At 67.0% G+C, this 18,906-nt stretch carries 15 protein-coding genes and 1 pseudogene; 2 read left to right on the plus strand and 14 right to left on the minus strand.

The window, feature by feature from the left end; translation table 11 throughout:
- Positions 1-136 precede the first annotated feature (136 nt).
- Positions 137-745: a hypothetical protein gene (locus tag OHT57_RS06275; RefSeq protein ID WP_328745045.1), complete on the plus strand. Its 609-nt coding sequence runs from the start codon at positions 137-139 to the stop codon at positions 743-745.
- Between the two features lie 152 nt (positions 746-897).
- Here OHT57_RS06275 and OHT57_RS06280 read toward each other — a convergent pair whose 3' ends face one another.
- From OHT57_RS06280 to OHT57_RS06300, 5 genes and pseudogenes are all read right to left on the minus strand, one after another.
- Positions 898-1,983 (minus strand): integrase core domain-containing protein, encoded by a 1,086-nt coding sequence (locus tag OHT57_RS06280; protein WP_328745046.1) that lies wholly within the window; start codon positions 1,981-1,983, stop codon positions 898-900.
- Between the two features lie 267 nt (positions 1,984-2,250).
- Positions 2,251-2,451 (minus strand): hypothetical protein, encoded by a 201-nt coding sequence (locus OHT57_RS06285; RefSeq protein WP_328745047.1) that lies wholly within the window; start codon positions 2,449-2,451, stop codon positions 2,251-2,253.
- 86 nt (positions 2,452-2,537) lie between these two features.
- Positions 2,538-3,851, minus strand: coding sequence for a nucleotide-binding domain-containing protein (locus OHT57_RS06290; protein ID WP_328745048.1), 1,314 nt, complete (start codon positions 3,849-3,851; stop codon positions 2,538-2,540).
- Positions 3,848-4,429: an SLATT domain-containing protein gene (locus OHT57_RS06295; protein ID WP_328745049.1), complete on the minus strand. Its 582-nt coding sequence runs from the start codon at positions 4,427-4,429 to the stop codon at positions 3,848-3,850. The genes OHT57_RS06290 and OHT57_RS06295 overlap by 4 nt, the downstream gene beginning before the upstream one ends.
- A 189-nt stretch (positions 4,430-4,618) precedes the next feature.
- Positions 4,619-4,887 (minus strand): annotated as a pseudogene (locus tag OHT57_RS06300) (O-methyltransferase); the annotation flags it as partial.
- A gap of 8 nt (positions 4,888-4,895) precedes the next feature.
- Between OHT57_RS06300 and OHT57_RS06305 the strand changes: the two are divergent.
- A complete protein-coding gene (locus OHT57_RS06305; RefSeq protein WP_328745050.1) occupies positions 4,896-5,291 on the plus strand; it encodes a helix-turn-helix domain-containing protein in 396 nt (131 codons plus the stop codon).
- On the opposite strand, the gene OHT57_RS06310 is transcribed toward OHT57_RS06305, so the two are convergent.
- From OHT57_RS06310 to OHT57_RS06350, 9 genes are all read right to left on the minus strand, one after another.
- Entirely contained in the window at positions 5,286-5,579 is a 294-nt protein-coding gene (locus tag OHT57_RS06310) for a hypothetical protein (protein WP_328745051.1), read from the minus strand. The two genes, OHT57_RS06305 and OHT57_RS06310, sit on opposite strands and share 6 nt — an antisense overlap.
- A gap of 1,541 nt (positions 5,580-7,120) precedes the next feature.
- On the minus strand, positions 7,121-8,500 hold the full coding sequence (locus OHT57_RS06315) for an IS1380 family transposase (RefSeq protein WP_328744772.1): 1,380 nt from the start codon (positions 8,498-8,500) through the stop codon (positions 7,121-7,123).
- A gap of 425 nt (positions 8,501-8,925) precedes the next feature.
- Positions 8,926-9,381 carry a DUF6069 family protein gene (locus OHT57_RS06320; protein WP_328745052.1) on the minus strand — a complete coding sequence of 152 codons (456 nt, stop codon included), beginning with the start codon at positions 9,379-9,381 and terminating at the stop codon, positions 8,926-8,928.
- Entirely contained in the window at positions 9,378-9,674 is a 297-nt protein-coding gene (locus tag OHT57_RS06325; protein WP_328745053.1) for a hypothetical protein, read from the minus strand. The genes OHT57_RS06320 and OHT57_RS06325 overlap by 4 nt, the downstream gene beginning before the upstream one ends.
- A 5-nt stretch (positions 9,675-9,679) precedes the next feature.
- Positions 9,680-10,678, minus strand: coding sequence for an RNA polymerase subunit sigma-70 (locus tag OHT57_RS06330; RefSeq protein ID WP_328745054.1), 999 nt, complete (start codon positions 10,676-10,678; stop codon positions 9,680-9,682).
- 691 nt (positions 10,679-11,369) lie between these two features.
- On the minus strand, positions 11,370-11,771 hold the full coding sequence (locus OHT57_RS06335) for a hypothetical protein (protein WP_328745055.1): 402 nt from the start codon (positions 11,769-11,771) through the stop codon (positions 11,370-11,372).
- 80 nt (positions 11,772-11,851) lie between these two features.
- A complete protein-coding gene (locus OHT57_RS06340; protein ID WP_328745056.1) occupies positions 11,852-15,760 on the minus strand; it encodes an SGNH/GDSL hydrolase family protein in 3,909 nt (1,302 codons plus the stop codon).
- A gap of 1,494 nt (positions 15,761-17,254) precedes the next feature.
- The gene (locus tag OHT57_RS06345; RefSeq protein ID WP_328745057.1) at positions 17,255-17,869 is read right to left on the minus strand and encodes a hypothetical protein; all 615 of its coding nucleotides are present in this window, start codon (positions 17,867-17,869) and stop codon (positions 17,255-17,257) included.
- On the minus strand, positions 17,866-18,453 hold the full coding sequence (locus tag OHT57_RS06350; RefSeq protein WP_328745058.1) for an RNA polymerase sigma factor: 588 nt from the start codon (positions 18,451-18,453) through the stop codon (positions 17,866-17,868). The genes OHT57_RS06345 and OHT57_RS06350 overlap by 4 nt, the downstream gene beginning before the upstream one ends.
- Positions 18,454-18,906: the final 453 nt, after the last annotated feature.

Consider the following 18,906-nt stretch of genomic DNA (forward strand, 5'->3'; position numbering starts at 1 on the left):
GAGATCGGCGGGGCCGGTGTCGCGTCGGAGAGGAGTCACCCCGGCGTGCGCCTTCCAGGTTGCGTGGCACCACACAAGATCTTACGAAGCCCTTACGCAGCCGTCTCAGGTGACGTAACGCGCCTACGATCGCAGCGTGTTGACCATCCGAAACATCATCCTCGCCACTGTCACGCCCCTTGTGCTGGCTGCGGCGGGCGCCGCGCACCCGCATGGCCTGTCCAGGGCGACAGCCGCGGACTGGACACAGCTGCACATCGCACTACTGCCGGTCTTTCCGCTGCTCACGCTCGGCCTCCTCGTCCCTCTATGGCACCGCCCCCGACCAGATCTCGCGGGCTTCGCCACAGTGGTGGCCTGGGCGAGTGCCTTCACATACGCGGCCTTCTACACCGGTCTCGACGCGGTGGCCGGTATCGCGGCGGGAACCGCGGTCGAGCACGCTGCCGGGACAGCGAACATAGGGCCGATCAAGCACCCGCTCTACGACACGGGTGAGTCACTCGGGCAGGTCGGGGCCTACGCCCTCATCGTCGCCGTAGTGGCCACAGCCGTCGCGCTCTTCCCGAAACACGGGGTGCGAGTCGTTCCCGGCACGGTGGTTCTCCTGGTGGCCGGCTGGTCCTTCACAGACAGCCACATCTTCTGGCCCCGCGGCGTATGGACAATGCTCGGCTTCGCACTGGGCTTCGCTCTGCTCGCCGCCGGGACCAGAAGGAGCCAATCCGCTCCACCCCGCGTCTGAGCGAGACGGGCCTCCTCCACCACCCCGTCGCCTGTGGCTGTTGAGCTGCCCGGTCGCCCGCCCGATCCGGTCGCGCGCCTTACGTGGTCGTTCGATCAAAACGTGCCGACGGCCGGAGCACCCTGTGCCGTTCGGAAACTCGTCGCTGCTGGTCAGGCGGCGTATCTGTACTCGTTGATCACGCCGCCGAGTATTCGGGTGTGCAGGAGCCGGTGAGTAGTCGGAGCGCTCATGGGCTTCGGGTGTTCGTGGGCAAGGGGAGGGAGCTGTGCCCGGGCCTGGTGTGGGCGATGACGGTTGTAGTGCTGGGCGTAGGCGTCGAGGATCTGCCGGGCATGGGTTTCGTTCCATATGAGCAGGTGGTCGAAGACCTCGCGCCGCAGGGTTCCGATGACCCGTTCGCAGTGCGCGTTCATCCGGGGCGTTCGAGGCGCTGTCGGCACGACCTCGATGTCGTCGGCCGCGAAGACTGCGTCGAAGGACTCGGTGTACTTCGCGTCCCGGTCGCGAATCAGGAAGCGCAGCGAGTGCACCCGCGCACCTAACTCGATGGCGAGGTTTCTCGCCTGTTGTACCGCCCAGGGCCCGGTGGGATGGGCTGTCACGCCGGCGATGTGCAGTCGGCGTGTGTCGTGCTCGAGGAACACCAGCGCGTACACGCGGCGCAGGTCGATCAGGTCGACGTATAGGAAGTCGCAGGCGATGATGGACTCGGCCTGCGCGGTCAGGAACTCGCGCCACGTCGGGCCTCCCCGGCGCGGGGCTGGATCGATGCCCGCCGCTGTGAGGAATTCCCAGACCGTCGTCGAGCCGACCGGGTGTCCCAGCCGGATGAGTTCGCCCTGGATCCGTCGGCAGCCCCACCGCGGATTCTCCTTGGCCAGCCGCAGCACCAGCGCCTTCACCACTCGCCCGGTCAGCGGTCTCCCGGGCCTGGCCCGGCGCTTGCTGTAGTCCCACTTCCGAGCGATCAGCCTGCGGTGCCATGCGAGCAGCGTCGCGGGCGTCACCGGGAACGCGTTCGCCCACCGGCACCGGGGGATCAGCGACGACAGCGCCGCGAACCATAGCCGATCCGCCGGCTCGTACCGCACAGGCCTCGCGAGCTGCCTGCGCAGCACCGCGTTCTCGTGTCGCAGCACAAGCAGTTCCGCGTCCTTGGTCGCATCCCGACCCAACAGCAATGCCGGGAACGCGAGCAGCTTCCGAGCCACCTGGTACACCAGAGAGACGATCACCTCGACAGGGTTCCAGCAGACCGTGATGGAACGCCAGACCCGCTCCGAGCAGCAGCGATGAGTTTCCGAACGGCACAGGGTCCTCGTGCTCGCAGGTCATGCCGCAGCCGGGACAGGTCTCCTCCCCCTGCTCCCACCGATCGATCCAGTCCAGATCGGCGCGCCACCGATGATCGCAGCACCCACAGAGCATCTGCCGCTCGCGTGAGAAGTCGATTTGCCGTTCCACGGCACCATTCTCCGGAAGCGTCCGAGGGAGAACCGGCCTCAGCCGAGGTCTCGAAGCCGCCGGAACTCCGCTTCCGCGGCATCTACTATGTCGCGGAGCAGGCCGACGATCTGCTCCGCGAACCTGCTGGGATCCTCGGAAAGCAGGCCAGCAGCGCAGCGAACGCCGTACCGCTTGCCCGCGAAGGCCATCGCGGCGTTGAGCATGGACTCGGGCATGGCAGCGAGAGAACTGCTCATGCTTCAACCCTACGGGCGGATGCGTCTGATGCGGCGAGACCCCGGCAGATTCGTCGCGGCCTCGTCGCGCTCCGAGGATCCGTTTCCTACAAAACGTTCGCCGTCTCTACGCTCGTGTTGCCGATCGGCACGTCGATCCGGTCCCGAGCGACGACGACCCCGTCCTTGACGACGTAACACTCGACGACGTGCTCGCCCTTGAAGTCCGAGTGCTCGATGCGGACTCCCCGCTTGCTCGAGTCGACGATCTGGCCGCGGATCTTGTCCCGCCGCTCGGCTTCCGGACCACGATTGAGTACCTTCCACTTCAGTGTGTAGGGCTCCTCGACCGAGCAGTGGGTGACCACGAACCTCAAGCTCTTGTCGGCCTTGAGCAGGATCCCGCCGCGACGCATCGCGCGGAGCCAGGTCGGACGCCATCCGGCCTGTGTGACCTCGCAGTCGATGGCCACGGTCTCGGAGACGTCTACCGGAAACTCGTCCTCGATGAATTCCTCGGTGTCCCTGAACGACCGGGACGACTCGCTCGCGCTCTTCGCCAGCGGCACCGACGTGCCGAACACCTCGCGCCACTTCTTGTTGGCGGACGTCTTGCCCTCGTCGGCGATCGCCTCAAGGCATCGGTTGTACGCCTTCTTCGCCCTCGGCTGGAACTTCACCTTAACGTGGACCCGCTGACGGCTGCCCAGCGCCAGGTAGTACTCCTGCTCCGGCTGATCTTTGAGGAATTCGAAGAAGTCGCGAACCATGAGGTCGAACGAGCCTGTGCCCGCTGCGTCGTAGTCGTCGGTCTGGTCGAAGAAGTTGTAGACGAGGGTGTCGATGAGCAGGCCGCCCATGTTCACGCCGTTCGCGTTCTTCCAGGCCCGTGCCATCCGGGCGAGGTGGCGCATGTTCGTCGAGGTGCGGTCGTTGCACTCCTTGGTCGCGACGATCTCCTCGCGCGGCTTGGTGACCTTCCAGCCCTCAGCCTTCGTGTCCGGGTAGTCGAAGCTGCCGTCGGCGTTCTCGAATGCCGGCTGGACCTCGAACTTGAATGCGTTGGATGTGAACCGCACTCGGACGACGCACTGGTCGACGCGGATCTCCGTGTTCTTGTACCGCGCCTTGAGGTCATCGCGGACCCTCTTGAGAATCCTCCGCGGGCCGGTGTCCCCATCGTAGCTCGACCGAATCCAGGGCGGGAGGATGAAGATCATGTCGAGGTCGGACACTCCCTTGATCGCGGTGTGCCGACCGAACGATCCGACCATCAGCTTGTAGTCGGTGCAACCGTCCTTGTCACGGAAGTCCTTGTTGAGCACCTTCGTGATCTCGTCCCGGCGCGAGGCGACCGTCGTGGCCGTCTCCCCGACCTTCAGGTTCTTGAGTAGCGTTTCGAAGATCTCTGAGGCCTTCATCGTGACGCCTCGCCTTCGCCGAGCCGGAGCGCCTCCGGGAGGAAGAGATCGATCTCGCGCGAAGTGAACGTCATCTCCTCGTTGTTCTGCAGCCCGCCCTGGGCGCGCGCGAACGCCCTGCTGCTCGTCCTAGGCGCGTCGGCGTACGCGTCGCGCGCGGCCTGCTGCAGCTCGTCCCGCCGCTCTCGGCCCTCCGCGTTGGATACGGTGCCGGACATCAGGTCGGCGATGAGGGAGATGTAGGACTCCCGGACGTCCCACAGCCGAGAGGCGATGCCGCGGTGGGCCTGGGACTCCTCCTCGAACTTGAAGGTCTTCGTCCCAAGGCTCATCCAGCTGACCAGGAGCGCGATAGAAGAGGTCGCGAGGCTCGTCAGCACTGCGTTGCCGAGCAGGCCGACCACCGCGGCGAGGAAGGTGCCCGAGCCGATCGCGGTGAGAGCAATGAGGACGCCCTGCTGCCACCGGTGCTTGGTGAAGCAGATGTCCGCCTGCTTCTCATGGGTCTTGTGGCTGTAGACCACGCGTCCGAAGGCCTCTCGCATCTGCGCCAGAAGGTACGGGTCGCGGTCAGGCACCGCGTCGCCTTCGCGTGTCAATTCGTTCCTACTCGGTTAAGGACTCCTGGACATGCGCCTGAACGTCAGGTGCACATCTTCTGAGTATGGCAGCGACCACTGACACTCCGACCGACTTGAGTCACCTCCCGTTCAGGCCTCGCTCGATCCGGCCCGCCCCACGGCCCTCTCCTGCTTCGCGCAGGTACCGATGAAGGCGATGTCGATGACCGGCTCGGGACCGAGTGCGCGCAGTGTCTGCAGCGCGGGGGACATCCGTAGGTCGATCCGGTCGGCGACGCCCGCACGCTCCCAGTACGGCTGGCCGATGGCGGTCCACTCCTCGCTGATGTCGCAGGCGAGCAGCCACTCGTCGTCAGCCAGGCCGCGGGCGATGCAGAGGGGGTCGAGTAGCCGGTGAAGACGCCGACCTCGACCTCGAAGTGGGCGCCTGCCAGCCGGGGCAGCATCGTGAGCAGCGCTGGTAATGAGCAAGGGCACCATCGGCTACCACGTGCGCGTGCTGCGCGAGGCCGGACTGGTCCGGCTGGCCGAGACCCGCCAGGTACGCGGCGGCACCGAGCAGTACTTCGCGCTCGTCAGCCATGGCTTCAAGGTGCACCAAGACGCGGCCGTCGGGCCGGAGTTCCCGATCAATGCCGCGCTGGGCGAGATACTGCCCAGTCAGCCCGACCAGCCCTCGCACACCGTACTGCGCCGCCTCTGTCTCACCAACTCCGAGGCGCACGCGCTGGAAGCCCGTTTGCGCACGATGGCCGAGGAGCCGCACCTGACCGCTCCCGGGCGGGGCGAGCCCTATGGGTTGTTGGTCAGCCTCTTCCGTGCCGCTGTGCCCAACCTGCCGCCAGACGACGGGTCATGACTTGTGGCTTGGGCTAGCCGTATGGCCGTGGCACCACTCGACGTCAGCGGCCCGCCGGACCTCGATGATCGGCAGCAGTTGACGTGGGGCGGGGCCGGATAGCGTGGGGATGTCCGCGAGGCGTTCCAGCAGCCGGTTGAGCGCGGCCTGGCCATCGTCGACGGCGGCTTGTTCGTCGTCGGTCAGCGGGATCGCTGCCCGCATGCGTTGGAGATTGTCCTTCGCCTCGAGGAGCTGGGCTTTGCTGGAGTGTTTCGGCGTGTAGAAGTCGCAGCGGGCGCAGGCCATGCGGTGCTTGCACTGCTCGAAGCAGGTGTAGGTGCACCAGCCGTGGCCGAGGTCGAAGTACTGCCAGGGCTCACCCGGCGCGGCGGCGCTGGAGGTGACCGCGTCGCGGTCGACAAGGACCTCGATCGTGCGGACGTTGCGGGAGAAGTACCCGCGTCGTCGTAGGCCCGGGTCAGCGTCGTCGGGCTGATCTTCGCGTAAAAATGAACTGAGTGGACTGCGGCGAGCGGTGGCCGAGCCAGGCTTACAGTTCGAACAGAGTCATCGGCTACTTCGCGTTGTAGAGCTGGCTGGCGATCGTGGACCGGGCCCGGTGGCTGGTGATGTCCCACGCACGTCGGCGGCGGGGACACCAGCCTTGCGGCAGAGCATCGGGATGACGGTGTTGTTGGTGTAGGCGGAGGAAAACCTTCCGGGCCCGGGTGGCGAACAGCAGGTCCACCAGCTCGCCGGTGCGGCGGTCGGTGAGCTTCGGCTGCTCCGGACGGATCGCCTGCCACGCACCGAGGGCCTGACCGAGGATCGGATCGACCGGCTTGGTGAACGCGGTGCCGGTCTTGTACGTCGGGACGTCCAGCAGGCAGACCGCGTCGCGGGCCGGGACCTGGTCAGGGGCATCGGAAGTCCCCCTGCGTCGTCAGCTGGCGCAGGGGGGGCTGCTATTTTTCCAGCTCACAGCCTCTTACACGAGGCCTACACCCCCTCTTACGGGGCTCAATCTCAGGGAGTTCAGAGGGGGTTCGAAGCCCTTCAGGGAGTTCCCAGGGGGGTGCTGAACGACACATCGCGAAACACCGAGAAAGAACCAGAAAGACTAGATGGCCAGGTCACGGCCCAGATCCAGATCACAGCGAGGGCGCCAGAGCGATGCACGTTCGATACTGCCGTTACTCCACCTCCGACATCACCTACCGGTAGACCGTGCGCCGCAGCTTCAGCGCGGATGATCTCGCACACTGCCCTCTTCACCCGCTCTGAGCAGCACCAATAGCGGATCCACTACTGGCTCGCACAGCAGTAGAGGGGGCCGTCATCCAGCCACGGATGACGGCCCTCACAGCCTCAGGGATTCTCAGGGGGTTTCGGCATAAGTATGGGGACTTATGGCGACAAATCGCGTGACTACGACCGTCGCGCAGACCAGGCGCTGGTCGCCGTCTACAACCTGGCCAAGGCTGGTGGCGGGCACAGTGGCGATGCAGTCGAGCCTGCATACCGAGACCTGCTGGATGCGGTAGAGGCCACGTGCTGGAAGGCCGGATCGAGGACCTGCTGGAGGCCCACCCTAATGGGCAGTGAAGCGGGGCACCGCGGGCCGCTGGGGTCACGAACGGCTAATCGGATGCTGGGCCATCGAGCCCTTCCATTAGCCTCGATCGTTCATGAGGGTCCGTCAGCTTGCTGACGGGCCCTTTGTTGTCGGACGTGGTGGAGTTTTCACGGTGCGGTCAGGCTGATGGCCCGGCTCTCGCGTCGGGTAGGCGCCGGGTTCCACTGCCCGGTGTGGTGATGCGGGTTGTCGGGATGGGTGAAGTGGCTGGTCAGCCGGGGTTCGGCAGGGCAAGGAGCCGCTCGATTGCGTAGGTGATGACGTCGCTCCAGGGCCATCGGGCGGGCAGGCGGAGCCAGCGGCGGCGGCCCGTGTTCACGAACTGGGCGGCGGCGGAGAACAGCCGCAGGCGAAGCCGTTTGGGTTCCCAGCGGCGGGTCTTGCCGGTCAGGGCGAGCATGGGCATCCAGGCGAGGAGGTCGAGTGCGAGGGAGACGATCTCCAGCCAGATCCGGTTCTGGGCGGTGTCGTGCAGGGGCAGGTTGCGCAGGCCGCTGTCGCGGGCGTTTCGGATGCGGTCCTCGCAGCGGGCCCGTCTGCGGTGACGCAGTTCGAGGCCGGCGAGTTGGCCGCCCTTGGTGTTGGTGGCGAAGCAGGTCAGCCGTAGTCCGTCGAGGTCGGTGAAGCGCAGCTGGGCGCCGGGGTGCGGGCGTTCCTTTCTGACGATCAGCCGCATGCCCTTGGGCCAGGTGCTCAGGTCGGGCATGTCGGTGATCTCTGCGACCCAGGCGCCGGGCCGTTCGGTGCCGCCGGCGTCGTAGGCCGGTGTCCATGCTTTCTTCGGGATCTTCAGGACGGCTTGGTGGATGGTGTCGGTGATGGTCATTCCGACGGAATACGACAGCCACCGGCCAGGCTTGGAGAGCCAGTCGAGGAAGGCGTGGGTGCCGCCGGCGGAGTCGGTGCGGATCAGTGTCTGCCGCCCTCGCCGCAGGTGTCCGGGGAGTTGGGCCAGGGCGAGTTGGGCGGTTTCGATGTGGTCGGTGGCGGTGTTGGAGCCTGCGTTGCCGGGCCGCAGCAGAGCGGCCACCGGTTCCCCGGAGCCGGCCTGGCCGTGGTCGACGAACGCGACGAGCGGGTGATGGCCGAAGGTCTTCTTCCAGGTCGCGGTGGCGTCCTGCTTCTCGGAGTGGGCGAGCACCAGTACGCCGTCGATGTCCACGATCACCTGGCCGTCGGCGGCCGGGCTGTCCGCGCCGGCCAACTCCCACACGCGCGTCCGTACTTCGGCACGTGCGCCCCTGATCGCCGCGAGAGCCTTCGGGCCGGACGTGGCGAGGGCGTCGACGAGCCGGGAGACCGTCGGATCGGAGGCCACCGGGCCGAACACGTCGGGCTCGGCCCGCAGCATGGCGACATCGGCCAGGCAGTCGCCGCCGAGTGCGACGGCCAGGGCCACATCCAGCAGGATCTTGCCCGGGTCGTGCACGGTCCGCGGCTTGCGCCACGGTGCCAGCGCCGCCGATATTGCCGTGTCCAGGCCGACCTTGCGGACCGTTTCGACCAGCAGCACCGCCCCGGCCTGCGAGACCACCCCACGGCTGCTGCCCTCGACACGGACACGCGGATAGGACCCGCTACGCTTCTTCACCTGGAGAGTGCTTCTTTCCTTGCAGCTGACAGGACCCTCGACAAGTCCCATCGTTGCAGGTCAGCGGCACTCTCCATTTATTTGATCAAGACCCGGACAGGCCCACTCGCGAAAGCGCGAGGTTAGGGAGACGCGTGCCCCCGCACGGCTGCGACCAGCAGCAACAAGCCCCTGACCGAGAGGACGAAAACGACACGATGACCGTCACCTGCGGGGATGGGTCTGCCGCACGATCGGGTGACATCTGAACTGGGGCGGCTAGGTTGGATGTCAACGGATGGGCCAATGAGCCCTTTCCAACCTCCCACGTCACAAACAGCGCTCCCTGCCCTGCTGGCGGCGTGACAGCCTCCCGCAGGCGTAGGTGTCAGGGCCCGGCTGTGAGCGCGTCCTGGCGCGGTGTGAGCCAGACGTTGACTCGAGAGTCAATCGGTCCGGGTGCGGAGGCTCCGCGCCAGGGTGGGGATCATCACCGTCGCAGGGACGAGGTGCAGCCCGAGGAGGGCGGTGGTGGTTGCGGTGTTTGCCCCGGAGAGGAGGGGCGGGACCAACGAGATCGTGGTCAGCGACACTGCCGTCCACACGAATCGCTCGGCGGGGCGAGCGCTCCAACGAAGAAGAGCGACGGCGATGACGATGCCCACGACCGAGAAGAAGCCGGTCACCACGGCGAACCCGGACAACGGGATCGTCTCGCCACCATCGGGGACCTCGAAGTCGACGCCAACAGCCTGGGCAAGCGCAGCGGCGAGGGTGGTGGCCACCATCGCCGCGAGCGTGGCAATGAAGCCGGTGCCGGTGAGCCCGCGGAGCCGGTGGGTGCGGCTGGACCGGCCCGATGCCGCGCCTGCGCCGACCCCGGTCTCATTCATGCTGTTCATGTCGTTCCTCCGTCATTCAGTAACTCGCGTACGGGGTGTGTCGACTGGCCTGTGACGGTCCTGGCCCTGGGGGTGACGATGTGCACCCTCGCCGTGCGACGGCCGGGGTTGCGCAGGGCTCGGACGCCGGTGCCGCGGAGCCAGAACCCGGCGCAGCGTCGGAGGACCGGCCCGAGCTCGCCGTCGCGCAGCTCCAGCTGCACCCGCCCGCGGGTGACGACGCCGAACGCGTCGTACCACTGTGCAGCGACCACCGCGACGCGCGCGCCACCGCGCAGCGTGAGCGTCCACACCGGGACTACTCCGTGCCGTCCGCCAGCAGACGCTCCGGCAGCCCGAGCCGCGGGAACTGGTCGTCGTGGAACGTGACGATCTCGGTGATCGCCCCACCGGTGATCCGCAGGACGTCGATCGTCAGCGGCAGGTAGGCGCCCTCTGGCTTCCGCCAGAGGTAGAAGGCGACGGCGGGCTGCCGGTTCACGGAGGTGTGGACGGCGCGCAGGCCCTTCATGCCCTCGAAGCCGTCCTCAATCCAGTCGTTGACCACCGCGTCGCGGCCGACGTTCAGGCCCGGCGTGGGCGGCATCGAGCACCGGACGTCGTCCCGCAGCATTGCGGCGAGGCTGTCGACGTCCGTGGCCACGCTGGCTTCGGTGAAGCGGCGCACCAGCTCGCGCGTCCTGGCGTCCTGTTCGCCGCCGGTCCAGTCCTGCCGCTCGGCGGGCAGGTGCTCCCGCATGCCGGCGCGGGCCCGCTGCAGCGCGCTGTTCACGGAGTTGACGGAGTCCCCGAGGAGCTCCGCGACCTCCTTCGCCGGCCAGCCGAGCACGTCCCGCATGATCAGCACGGCCCGCGGGCGCGGCGCGAGGTGCTGGACGGCGACCAGGTACGCCAGCTCGATTGTCTCCCGCGCGACGGCGACGGTCTCCGGCTCGTCCGCGTCGCTCGCGGGCAGCTCGTTGAGCAGCCGGTCCGGGTAGGGCTGCAGCCACAGCACCTCGCCGCCGGTCGCAGGCTCCGGGCGGCACTTGGCGAGCAGGTCCAGGCAGGCGTTGGTGGCGATCCGGTACAGCCAGGCCCGGAACGTCGACCGCCCCTCGAAGGTCTCCCGCCGCCGCCAGGCACGGAGGAACGTTTCCTGCACGGTGTCCTCGGCGTCCTCGAACGACCCGAGCATCCGGTAGCAGTGCACGTGCAGCTCCCGCCGGTGCCGCTCCGCCAGCCCAGAGAACGCCGACTCGTCGACCTCGCCCAGCCCGCTCACGCCCAGCTCCTCCAGGCGCGTGTCCGCACTCATCACGTCATCCTTCCGCTTCGTCGGGTCCCGTCGTAGGTGTGACGGGTGCGGACGCGAAAACTCATCACCAGGATTGGTTGGGATGGCTGATCCAGTGACGGATGCGGTGGCAGAGCACGACTCGCGGTACGACGAGGAGGGCGCGGGTCCGCCGGAGTGGGCGCGGGTGCGCGATCGCCTGGCGCGTGCCGGGGTCGCCTGGTTTGCGACGACGCGGCGGGCGTGGCCGCACAGGTACGTCGCGAGGTCCACCGAAAGGGCTTGATCGTGGATCCGAGACCCCCGCGGGCTCGGCCGCGAACGGATGGCGGTTTCCGGCCGGCGGCTGTCGTGTCTCCATGGCCCACGTGTGGCGGCTCGGTCAGGAAGAAGGAGGGGTATACGCATCCCCGCAGCCCGGCCGTGAAAGCGGCCAGACAGCACAAATCCAGCAACTCCCAGGCTAAGGGCAGACATTGACGTTCCCACAGCCGTCATGCGATCCCGCGAGGCAACCGGTCGGCCGCCACCCGCGCCCGCAGCACCCTCAGCTGTCCAAGCCGGCTGCGCAGCAGATAGCCCGCGGCACGGCGACAGGCACCGTCCGCGGCAGCCTCCGCGCCCCGGTGATCCCGGGGCCGCTGGCGCAGCGCTGTCTCGTACGCGGCATCCGCCTCCGCTCCGATCCCGCAGTGCGTGGGTGGTTGTCCGGTCAGGTGGAATTGCATTCTTGAAGGGCGAGCGTCGTCCGGCCTGTTCCGCCCTTGGCCGGTTGGAAATGGAAGACGTAGCAGCGGTAGGCCATTGAGGGTGAGGTACCGAAGAAGCTGGTGTCCTCATACGTCGCAGAGAACTCGACGACGGTGGTCAGCGACTGGGCTGACTGCCCGTATGAGATGAGTCTGCTGTGGTTCCGTTGGGCGATGGCACGTGTCCGGTCCTCGCTCGGGTAGCCGTTGCGCGCCTCGTTCTGCACATCGTCCTCGTACGACTGCGCATGCCTCGTTATCTGTTCCAACGCCTCGTTCTCATGGCGTTCGTTGGCGTCATCCTGGCGGTGAGACATGATCATGAGCGTCCCCGCGGCGAGCAGCACGAGGAGTATGGGCACCATGAGTGCCAGCATGCAGCCGGGGGCCGGCACCCCGCCGCGGTCGGACCGCGGCGGAGCACCGGTGGAGGAAAGAGACGGGTTCACTCGTCCTCTTGTCTGATCGCTGCGGGGCCCAGCATCATGAACGCCTGCGCGTAGGCGGTGTGACCTGTCTTGTTGGGGTGGTAGCTCTCCCGGCTGAGGCAGCTGTCTCCCCAGAACCACCAGCACAGTTTGGTCGCGTCGTCGTCATGGTGGAAGTCGCCGTCGCCGTTCGGTCCGGCCACTACCCCGTTGATGCCTTCCGGCGTGTCGCAGATCCGTTTGCCCTCGAACGCCGCCTGCGGGGACCGGTAGCGCACGCCCGCCGAGGTCTTGGAGAGGGCAAGGTTCCTCTGCTTGTCCTCGAAGTACTGGGCCATGTTGTTCAGGATGACACGCTGAGATGCGCTCACCGCGGTCGAACAGGCCGCAGTGCGGCTGAACAGCAAGGGGTATCCCATCAAGGAGATCGTTGCGTTCGGTGCCGCGTTGTGGATTTCGTCCAGCAGCACCCCGGTTTGCGTCACGGCTGTGTCGATGTCGGCCTGCATTGACGTTTCGGAGGGACATCCGTTCTCTACGTCCGTTACACAGGCCTCGATCTTTTTGTCGAACTGAGCATCGTTTCCGCCAATGGTCAGCATCACCAGGGTCGTGTCCGAGCTGAGCACTCCGGAGTCGGTCTGGAACTTCTCGTGGAAGTTTCCGTCGAAGCCCCACGTCTCTTTGCCTGTGCCGTCGACGGGTGTGCCCGTCCCCGCCTGCCAGGTCTTGGCTCCGGAACAGGCGACAAACTGGAAGTCGAGGTTCGCGTTGAACCCGTCCGCGAGGGTCCCGACGGTCTGTGTCTGGTTCGGGAGAGTGACCTTGCGTGGCCATGCGTTCGGGCTGCGCCGACAGGCGTTCCAGCTGGTCTTACCGTGGTCGCGGTCGCTGACGTGGTAGTAGTCGCCCGAGCCCTCGCCGGACGTGTAGGAGTCGCCCATCGCGACGACCATGTCCTGCGGCTTGCCCGGGAGTTTTTGGAAGGCGATCGAGGTGTAGGCCACGTCCTCCTCGGCCGTTCCGTCGTCGGTGGTGTTCGTGAGCTCTACCTGGGGTGTTCCCGTGAAGCGGTAGACACCGAGCTCGGCCCAGGTGTTCGCGCCATAGTGGGTGTTGAGGTAGCGCTCCCGGTCACCGCCGGCCACGCCGTGGATGGTGTAGTGGGCCTGCTGGGTGTGGGCACCGGTGTCGGGCAGCTGCACGAAGACCCGGGCCCAGCTGTTCAGGTTCTGGCCCAGGGTCCAGGTCCCCTTGACGGTCATCGCCCCGTTGCTGCCGGCGAGGTGGGCGGCGTTGCGGGTGTGGGCGTACCAGAAGTGGCCGCCGTATCCGCCGCCGATCTGGTACAGGTCGCCCTTCGCCTCGTACTGGCCGAGTCCGGAGCCGACTGAGCCGTCGGAGTTGAAGGTGAACTGGAAGCTGCCGGCGTCGGTGCCGGTCGTACCGCACGAGCTGTAGGTATTCGTGTTGTCGGGTACGGAGTTCACGATCAGTGCGCCCGAGGGCAGCTTGTTGGCGGAGTCGCCGGCGCAGATCGGGGTGCCGTACTGGAGCCGGGTGCCGCGGCCTGGTTCTGCCGCCAGGGTCTGGTACTTGATGTTCTCGAAGCCACAACTGGTGGCGCAGTCGCTCTTCCAGGTCGTGTTGGTTTCGTGCCACCAGTACTTGGTGTAGCAGGCGGCGTTGGGGCAGTCCGGCGGGCTGGCGGCATTGCAGTTGTTCTTGGTGTTGCAGAACGTGTCGCGCGACGGCGTGGCGTGCGCCCGGTTGTACTTCGCGCTGCCCGGCATGGTGTAGGCCTCGGCTGTGCCGTTCCAGTAGGCGGGGCGGAAGCCGGCAGAGGAGAAACCGGACTCGCCCGGCCAGTCCTGTCGGCCGGAGGTCGCATAGGAGTAGCCGGTGTCCATGGACCAGGCGGCCCAGCCCAGCACCTTCTCCTCGTACGGCCAGTCCTGCGGGTGCGCCGCGTCCCTGGCGGCGTACGGATCGATGTCGGTGTTCATGAAGGCCGAACGCGACTGGGGATACATGGGGTTGGCTGGATTGTTGTACCAGCCCAGGCCCCAGTTGCCATTCGTTGACTCGGCGCTGCGGGGATTGAAGCCGAGGTTGTAGTTCCACAGGGCGGCGAACCAGTTTTCGGGTTTCGCCGAGTCGTCGTTATTGACGGTGATCTTCTGCGCCGCCTCGTGGAGTTCATTCCACTTGTCCGCGAGGATGTACAGGGAGGCGGCGACGTTCACTGAGTAGTCCAGGGCGACCGCGCGCTGGGTGGCTGCGGGCAGTGCGGTCTCGCCCGTCTTCTCGTGTCCCGCCATCCGCATGCCGTCGGTGACCTGTCCCACGCCGTAGCCGCAGTCGGAGTTCGCCCAGTTGATCTTCCAGTACTCGGCAGAGGTGTCGCCCTTATGCCCGTAGAAGCCGGCGTAGGAGGCCAGGGGGCTTCCCATCTGGCCGGGGACGGCGCCCGGTTCGGCTTGCCACAGGTTCGACTCCTGCGCCATCACGCCGAGCAGTACGTTGGCGGGGATGCGGCCACCGCCGGTCAGGGACGGGCGGGGGAAGAGGCCCTGCGGGTCGATGGTGCCGATCCCGATCTGGTCACGCCAGCCTCCCTGTGTGATCCATCTCGAGCGCAGTTCGCCGCGGATGGCCATGTCGACAGCCCACTCGACCTGGTTCGGGGTGGGTTGCAGCGCCTGGGATTTCACGTCGTTGCGGGGCACCGAGCACCAGCGGTCGGTGTCGACCGGGTCGTTCGCTCGGTTGTCGGCCGCGGTGAGGGCGGCGGGTGCGGCAATGCCGGTGAGGGCGGGAGATACGGAGGTGTCGCCGGTGTTCGCCGTGGTCTGCGCCACCAACTGTGTGATCTTCGCACCCGTGGTGGTGGCGGTCGACGTGACGGTGGTCGGTTCATCGCTGCTGGCGGTGTCCGGCGCACCGGTGACCGGGCTCTCCGGTCCTGTGGTGCTCTTGTCGAAGTCCTTGCCCGCGTCCTCGACGCGGGCAAGGCCGCGGCGCACGCCGGGGGTGAGGACAGGGTCGACGGCGAGCCGCCCCAGGGTGGAGATCTCAGTGTCGGCGGGGGCGTCCAGGAGCGAGACGCCTGAATCCTTCAGCTGGGTACGAGAGGGCTCGCCGGTCAGGAACACCCTGCCTGCGGCGCCCTGGCGCAGGTCCACGTCACCGAGCTTGCCCGAAGCAATCACGGAAGGCGTGCCGTGCCCTTGCCACAGTTTGGCGCGGGCGGTGGAGTCGCCCTGACGGTCGAGGAAAGCGACGTGCCCGTCGCGGGTGAGCCGGATGTTGAACGGCGGGCTGTCGGCGGTGGCGAGCGTCGTCAGCCGACCGCCGCCGTCGAGACGGACTAGTTCGCGCCCGCGCGCGCCGATCGCGCCGTCCTCCACCGGTACCGCGCTGGTTATCTCTCCTGCGGTCTCTAGCGAACCGAGCGTCTTTCCGGCTGTGTTGACCGTGACCACCCGGCTCTTCGTTTTCGCCGGGTCGTTCATGTCGCGGAAGGCGGTGAAGGCGGCCGTGTGCGTGACCGTGTTGCAGGACGGGTCGAAGTAGGCTAGCGACGCGGTGAACGGGAGCTTCACCACGCGGCCGGTGATGGTGTTGACGACGGCTGCAAAGGCGCCGCCCTGCATGAGGTCGGGCTTGTTGGTGAAGGTGCGGGGTGCGTACACGACAGCGACATGACCGTCGTCCATGACGCACTGGTTGCCGATCCAGGTGTCCGCCGACATCGTTGGCTCCGCCAGGGAGGCCACCGTCTTCCACGCGTACGCCTTCGACGAGTCGGCGACGAGGATCTTCAGTCCGTCGGTGTCGGCCGCACTGGTCACCGCCCGGTCCTCGGATGCCTTCCAGCCGGTGCCGAGCTTCTTGGCCGGATCATCGACTGGGGCGGGCGGCACGGTATGGGCGGATGGTTCTGGTGATGGCTTTGGTGTCGCCTCGGCAGCGAAAGCCGGTGCGGCGGCTGGGATAAGGCCGACCACCGCCAGTGCGGCGGCCGTCAGCGCGAGAGACGGATGTGCTCTACGTCTCGATCTCAAGGATTCCCCTAGGTCCGGAAGAGAATGTGACTGGGCAGACTCCGCGACCATGCCGGTAGGTCGACACCGGCTCAGCGGCGGAGAGCTTGTGCGGGCGGGACACGGGCGGCTCGCCAGGCCGGATAGAGGCCGGCGAGATGACCGGTGAGCAATCCAATGGCGGGGCGATCGCACCGAGGGTGGGCGGGGACGGGGTTCCACTGACGGGTGACGGCCGTGACGAGGACGGTCAGTGTGCCCAAGGTGGTGCCGTCGAGTCCGTCCAGCGTGCCCAGGGACGCGGACTAGGTGAGGAGCTGCACAGCGATGTGCCAGCCCCGGGCGCCGACTGCCTTGCGCGGCCCGATGCCGACGGTTTGTCCCAATACCGCGACCGGGGTGGTGTTGGCGATGCCAACGACAAGGTCCTGCAGCCCGTGGTGGCAGAGCGAGGTCGGGCTTCCGGCGAGCGTGTACCACTCGGCGGCGGCGTCGGTATACCGCCTGCAGGGAAGTCCTGCAGACGACTGCAGGAGAGCGCGGCAGCTTTCCAACCCCCTGTGTTCCCCCAAGACACAATCCCCCCCAGATTGAGTGCCGCGCACGAGGCTGCTGCCTGCAGCCCGTGAGCTCTGTGCGCGTAACGGGCCAGGGCTTCCTGCCCGCCGCTCCGGTCACAGTAGTTGCAGCCGTTACGGAACAGGCACCCCTGAAAACGTCCCTGACTAGAATCGGGTGCACACGACAGCGTTAAGCGGAATCTGCACCTCGCCTAGCGCGGTAAGCACTTGCAGGCCTGCGGTGAAAAAGTGGAGGGATCTCGTCAGGGAGTATCCTGATCAGGTTGTCTGGATCCCGGCACGCGGATCTTGTTGAGGGCCGGCCTCAGATGTCCACTTGCCCACCGCACCTGGTAGGCCGCCTCGCTCAGGCCAGGATGTCGTCCTCACAGTTGACGGAATTCCTGGAGAGCACCTTTCTCTCCGCTGGCTTTGACTCCGACCGCTCAGCGATGGGCCTTGTCGGCGTCGATGCCGACCCAGATCTGCTCGTGACGTTCCGTCACCGTCGTTGCTCCGTTCCTCAGGCACCAGCACCTTTGAGGTCCGGGAAACACTCCGCCGCCAAGCCCTTAACCAGCGGGAGGTCGATTGCGTCAGGATAGGAGACCAACGAGGCTCCTGCGCCGATTGGGTTGAGACGTGGAACACCTCTCTCAACGGCAGAGGAGCCTCGCGCCTTACAGGAGGCCGACCCGTCACCCGACCGGTGACCACTCTGAAAACGCCCAGTGACGGAAAGCATGATTCCCGTATGTCCAGGAGGCTCCCGGGCTGTTTCGAAACGACCTGCGTCAGCCCTCTCCAGTCGGTCTCAACCGCCGGCCACGGGCTTGGAGCCGATGGCTGCGCAGGCTGCTTTCTTTGTGGGGTAGCCGTCCGCTGGGTAGACCACCGGCCCGCCGAGTGCCCCCTCGTCGTCGGTGGCCGAGGATTCGCCGCTGTCAGGCTGCGCGTTGGGAAAGAAGCAGGCCGCGAACCGGGTCGGCTTGGGAGTCCGTGTCCTTGTGTCCTGGGCGGGCTGGTTCCACATCCGATCCCAGGATGCCGCGCAGGAACGCGTCGCGTCCTGCGGATCGAAGTCCTTCATGGCTTTGAGCGGCAGCTGACTCAGGTCCGCTTCGGGTGACAGCGTGCGAGCGCACATGACATTGTGCCCGTCCTCGTCCCATGGCCCGAATGTGGCTACGGCAGCCGTGGTGGCGCCCCCGAGGAGGGCGGCCGTGACCGCACCCACCATGAACATGTGCCGACGTCTCCCAGAACCGGCCGTGGCACGCGGCTGCTCGGTGCGTAGCTGGATCCCCCGCAGGACGGCCTGGCCGTCTTCCGACGCCGCCCAGCCTTCGGTGCCGTCGCCGGTGGGCCGCAGAGCGCGGACGGCGGCGAGGTCGGCCGCCTGGCTGTGCTTGGTGACGCTCTGCTTCATGCTGACTCCCGTTGGATGAAGTGGGGGTGGGAAATCGCGTTATGGACCGGCCGTGCATGGCCTGCACGGAGCAGCGCTGCCCTGAACCGTTTGCGCGCCCGGTGCAGGCGCACAGCGAAGGCAGTGGCCGTGCAGCCCGCGACCACGGCCGCCTGCTTGGCCGTCAGGCCGTACCAGGCGCTCAGCACGAGTACCTCCCGGTCCTGTTCGGAAAGCGCTGACAGCGCGGCGGCCACCTCGGCACGCGTCCCTATCGTGTCCGCGATCTCCGCGGCCCCCGTCCGGTCGGCCATCACCGCCAAGTGCTCGGTCAGTGCGCGGTGCCGCTGGTCGGACCGCACGCGGTTGGCGAGCAGCCGCCGGGCCGAGGCGAGCAGCCACGGCAGGGCATCGTCGGGTACGGACCCGGACTTGCGCCAGGCCAGAACGAAGGTCTCCGACAGGATGTCCTGAGCTGTCTCCCGGTCCGTGCGGTGCAGCAGATAAGCCAGGACCCGATCAGCATGAGCCGTATAGAGCACCTCAAGGGCCCGGTGTCCGGCCGGGTCACCGTACTCCCCGGCGGTTGTTCGTCGTCGTCTCACAGCACCTCCATGGTCCGTCCATCAACAGCCGTCAACCGGGAGATGTACGGCCGGGCCGGATCTCTTACAGCCTCTGACAGATTCAGGCTCGGGCCGTCTCGGCGGGCGTGATACGGAGCACGAGCCTGCCATGCGTACACACTGTGCGCGAGTCGCTCGTGTGCACCTCCCCTCCTGTGGAGAGCATGACCGGAGAGATAGTTGGGGGTCATGGCGTCCAGGAAGTGCATCTACGACGCCGACTTCCATGACGGGGCGGTGCAGACCATGACGGAGACCGGGAAGCCGATTCCGGGGATGGTCGAGGATCTGGGTATCCATCCCGGGACGCTGCACAGCTGGGTCTCGCGGGCCGGCGCCACGGGTCGCCGTCGTCGCACCGGCCATAGGGGCGCAACGTATGGTCTTCGGCTCGGCGTCGGCCAGGTCCTCGTCGTCGTGCAAGGCCAGCAG

Source organism: Streptomyces sp. NBC_00285 (genome assembly GCF_036174265.1).
Taxonomy (GTDB): domain Bacteria; phylum Actinomycetota; class Actinomycetes; order Streptomycetales; family Streptomycetaceae; genus Streptomyces.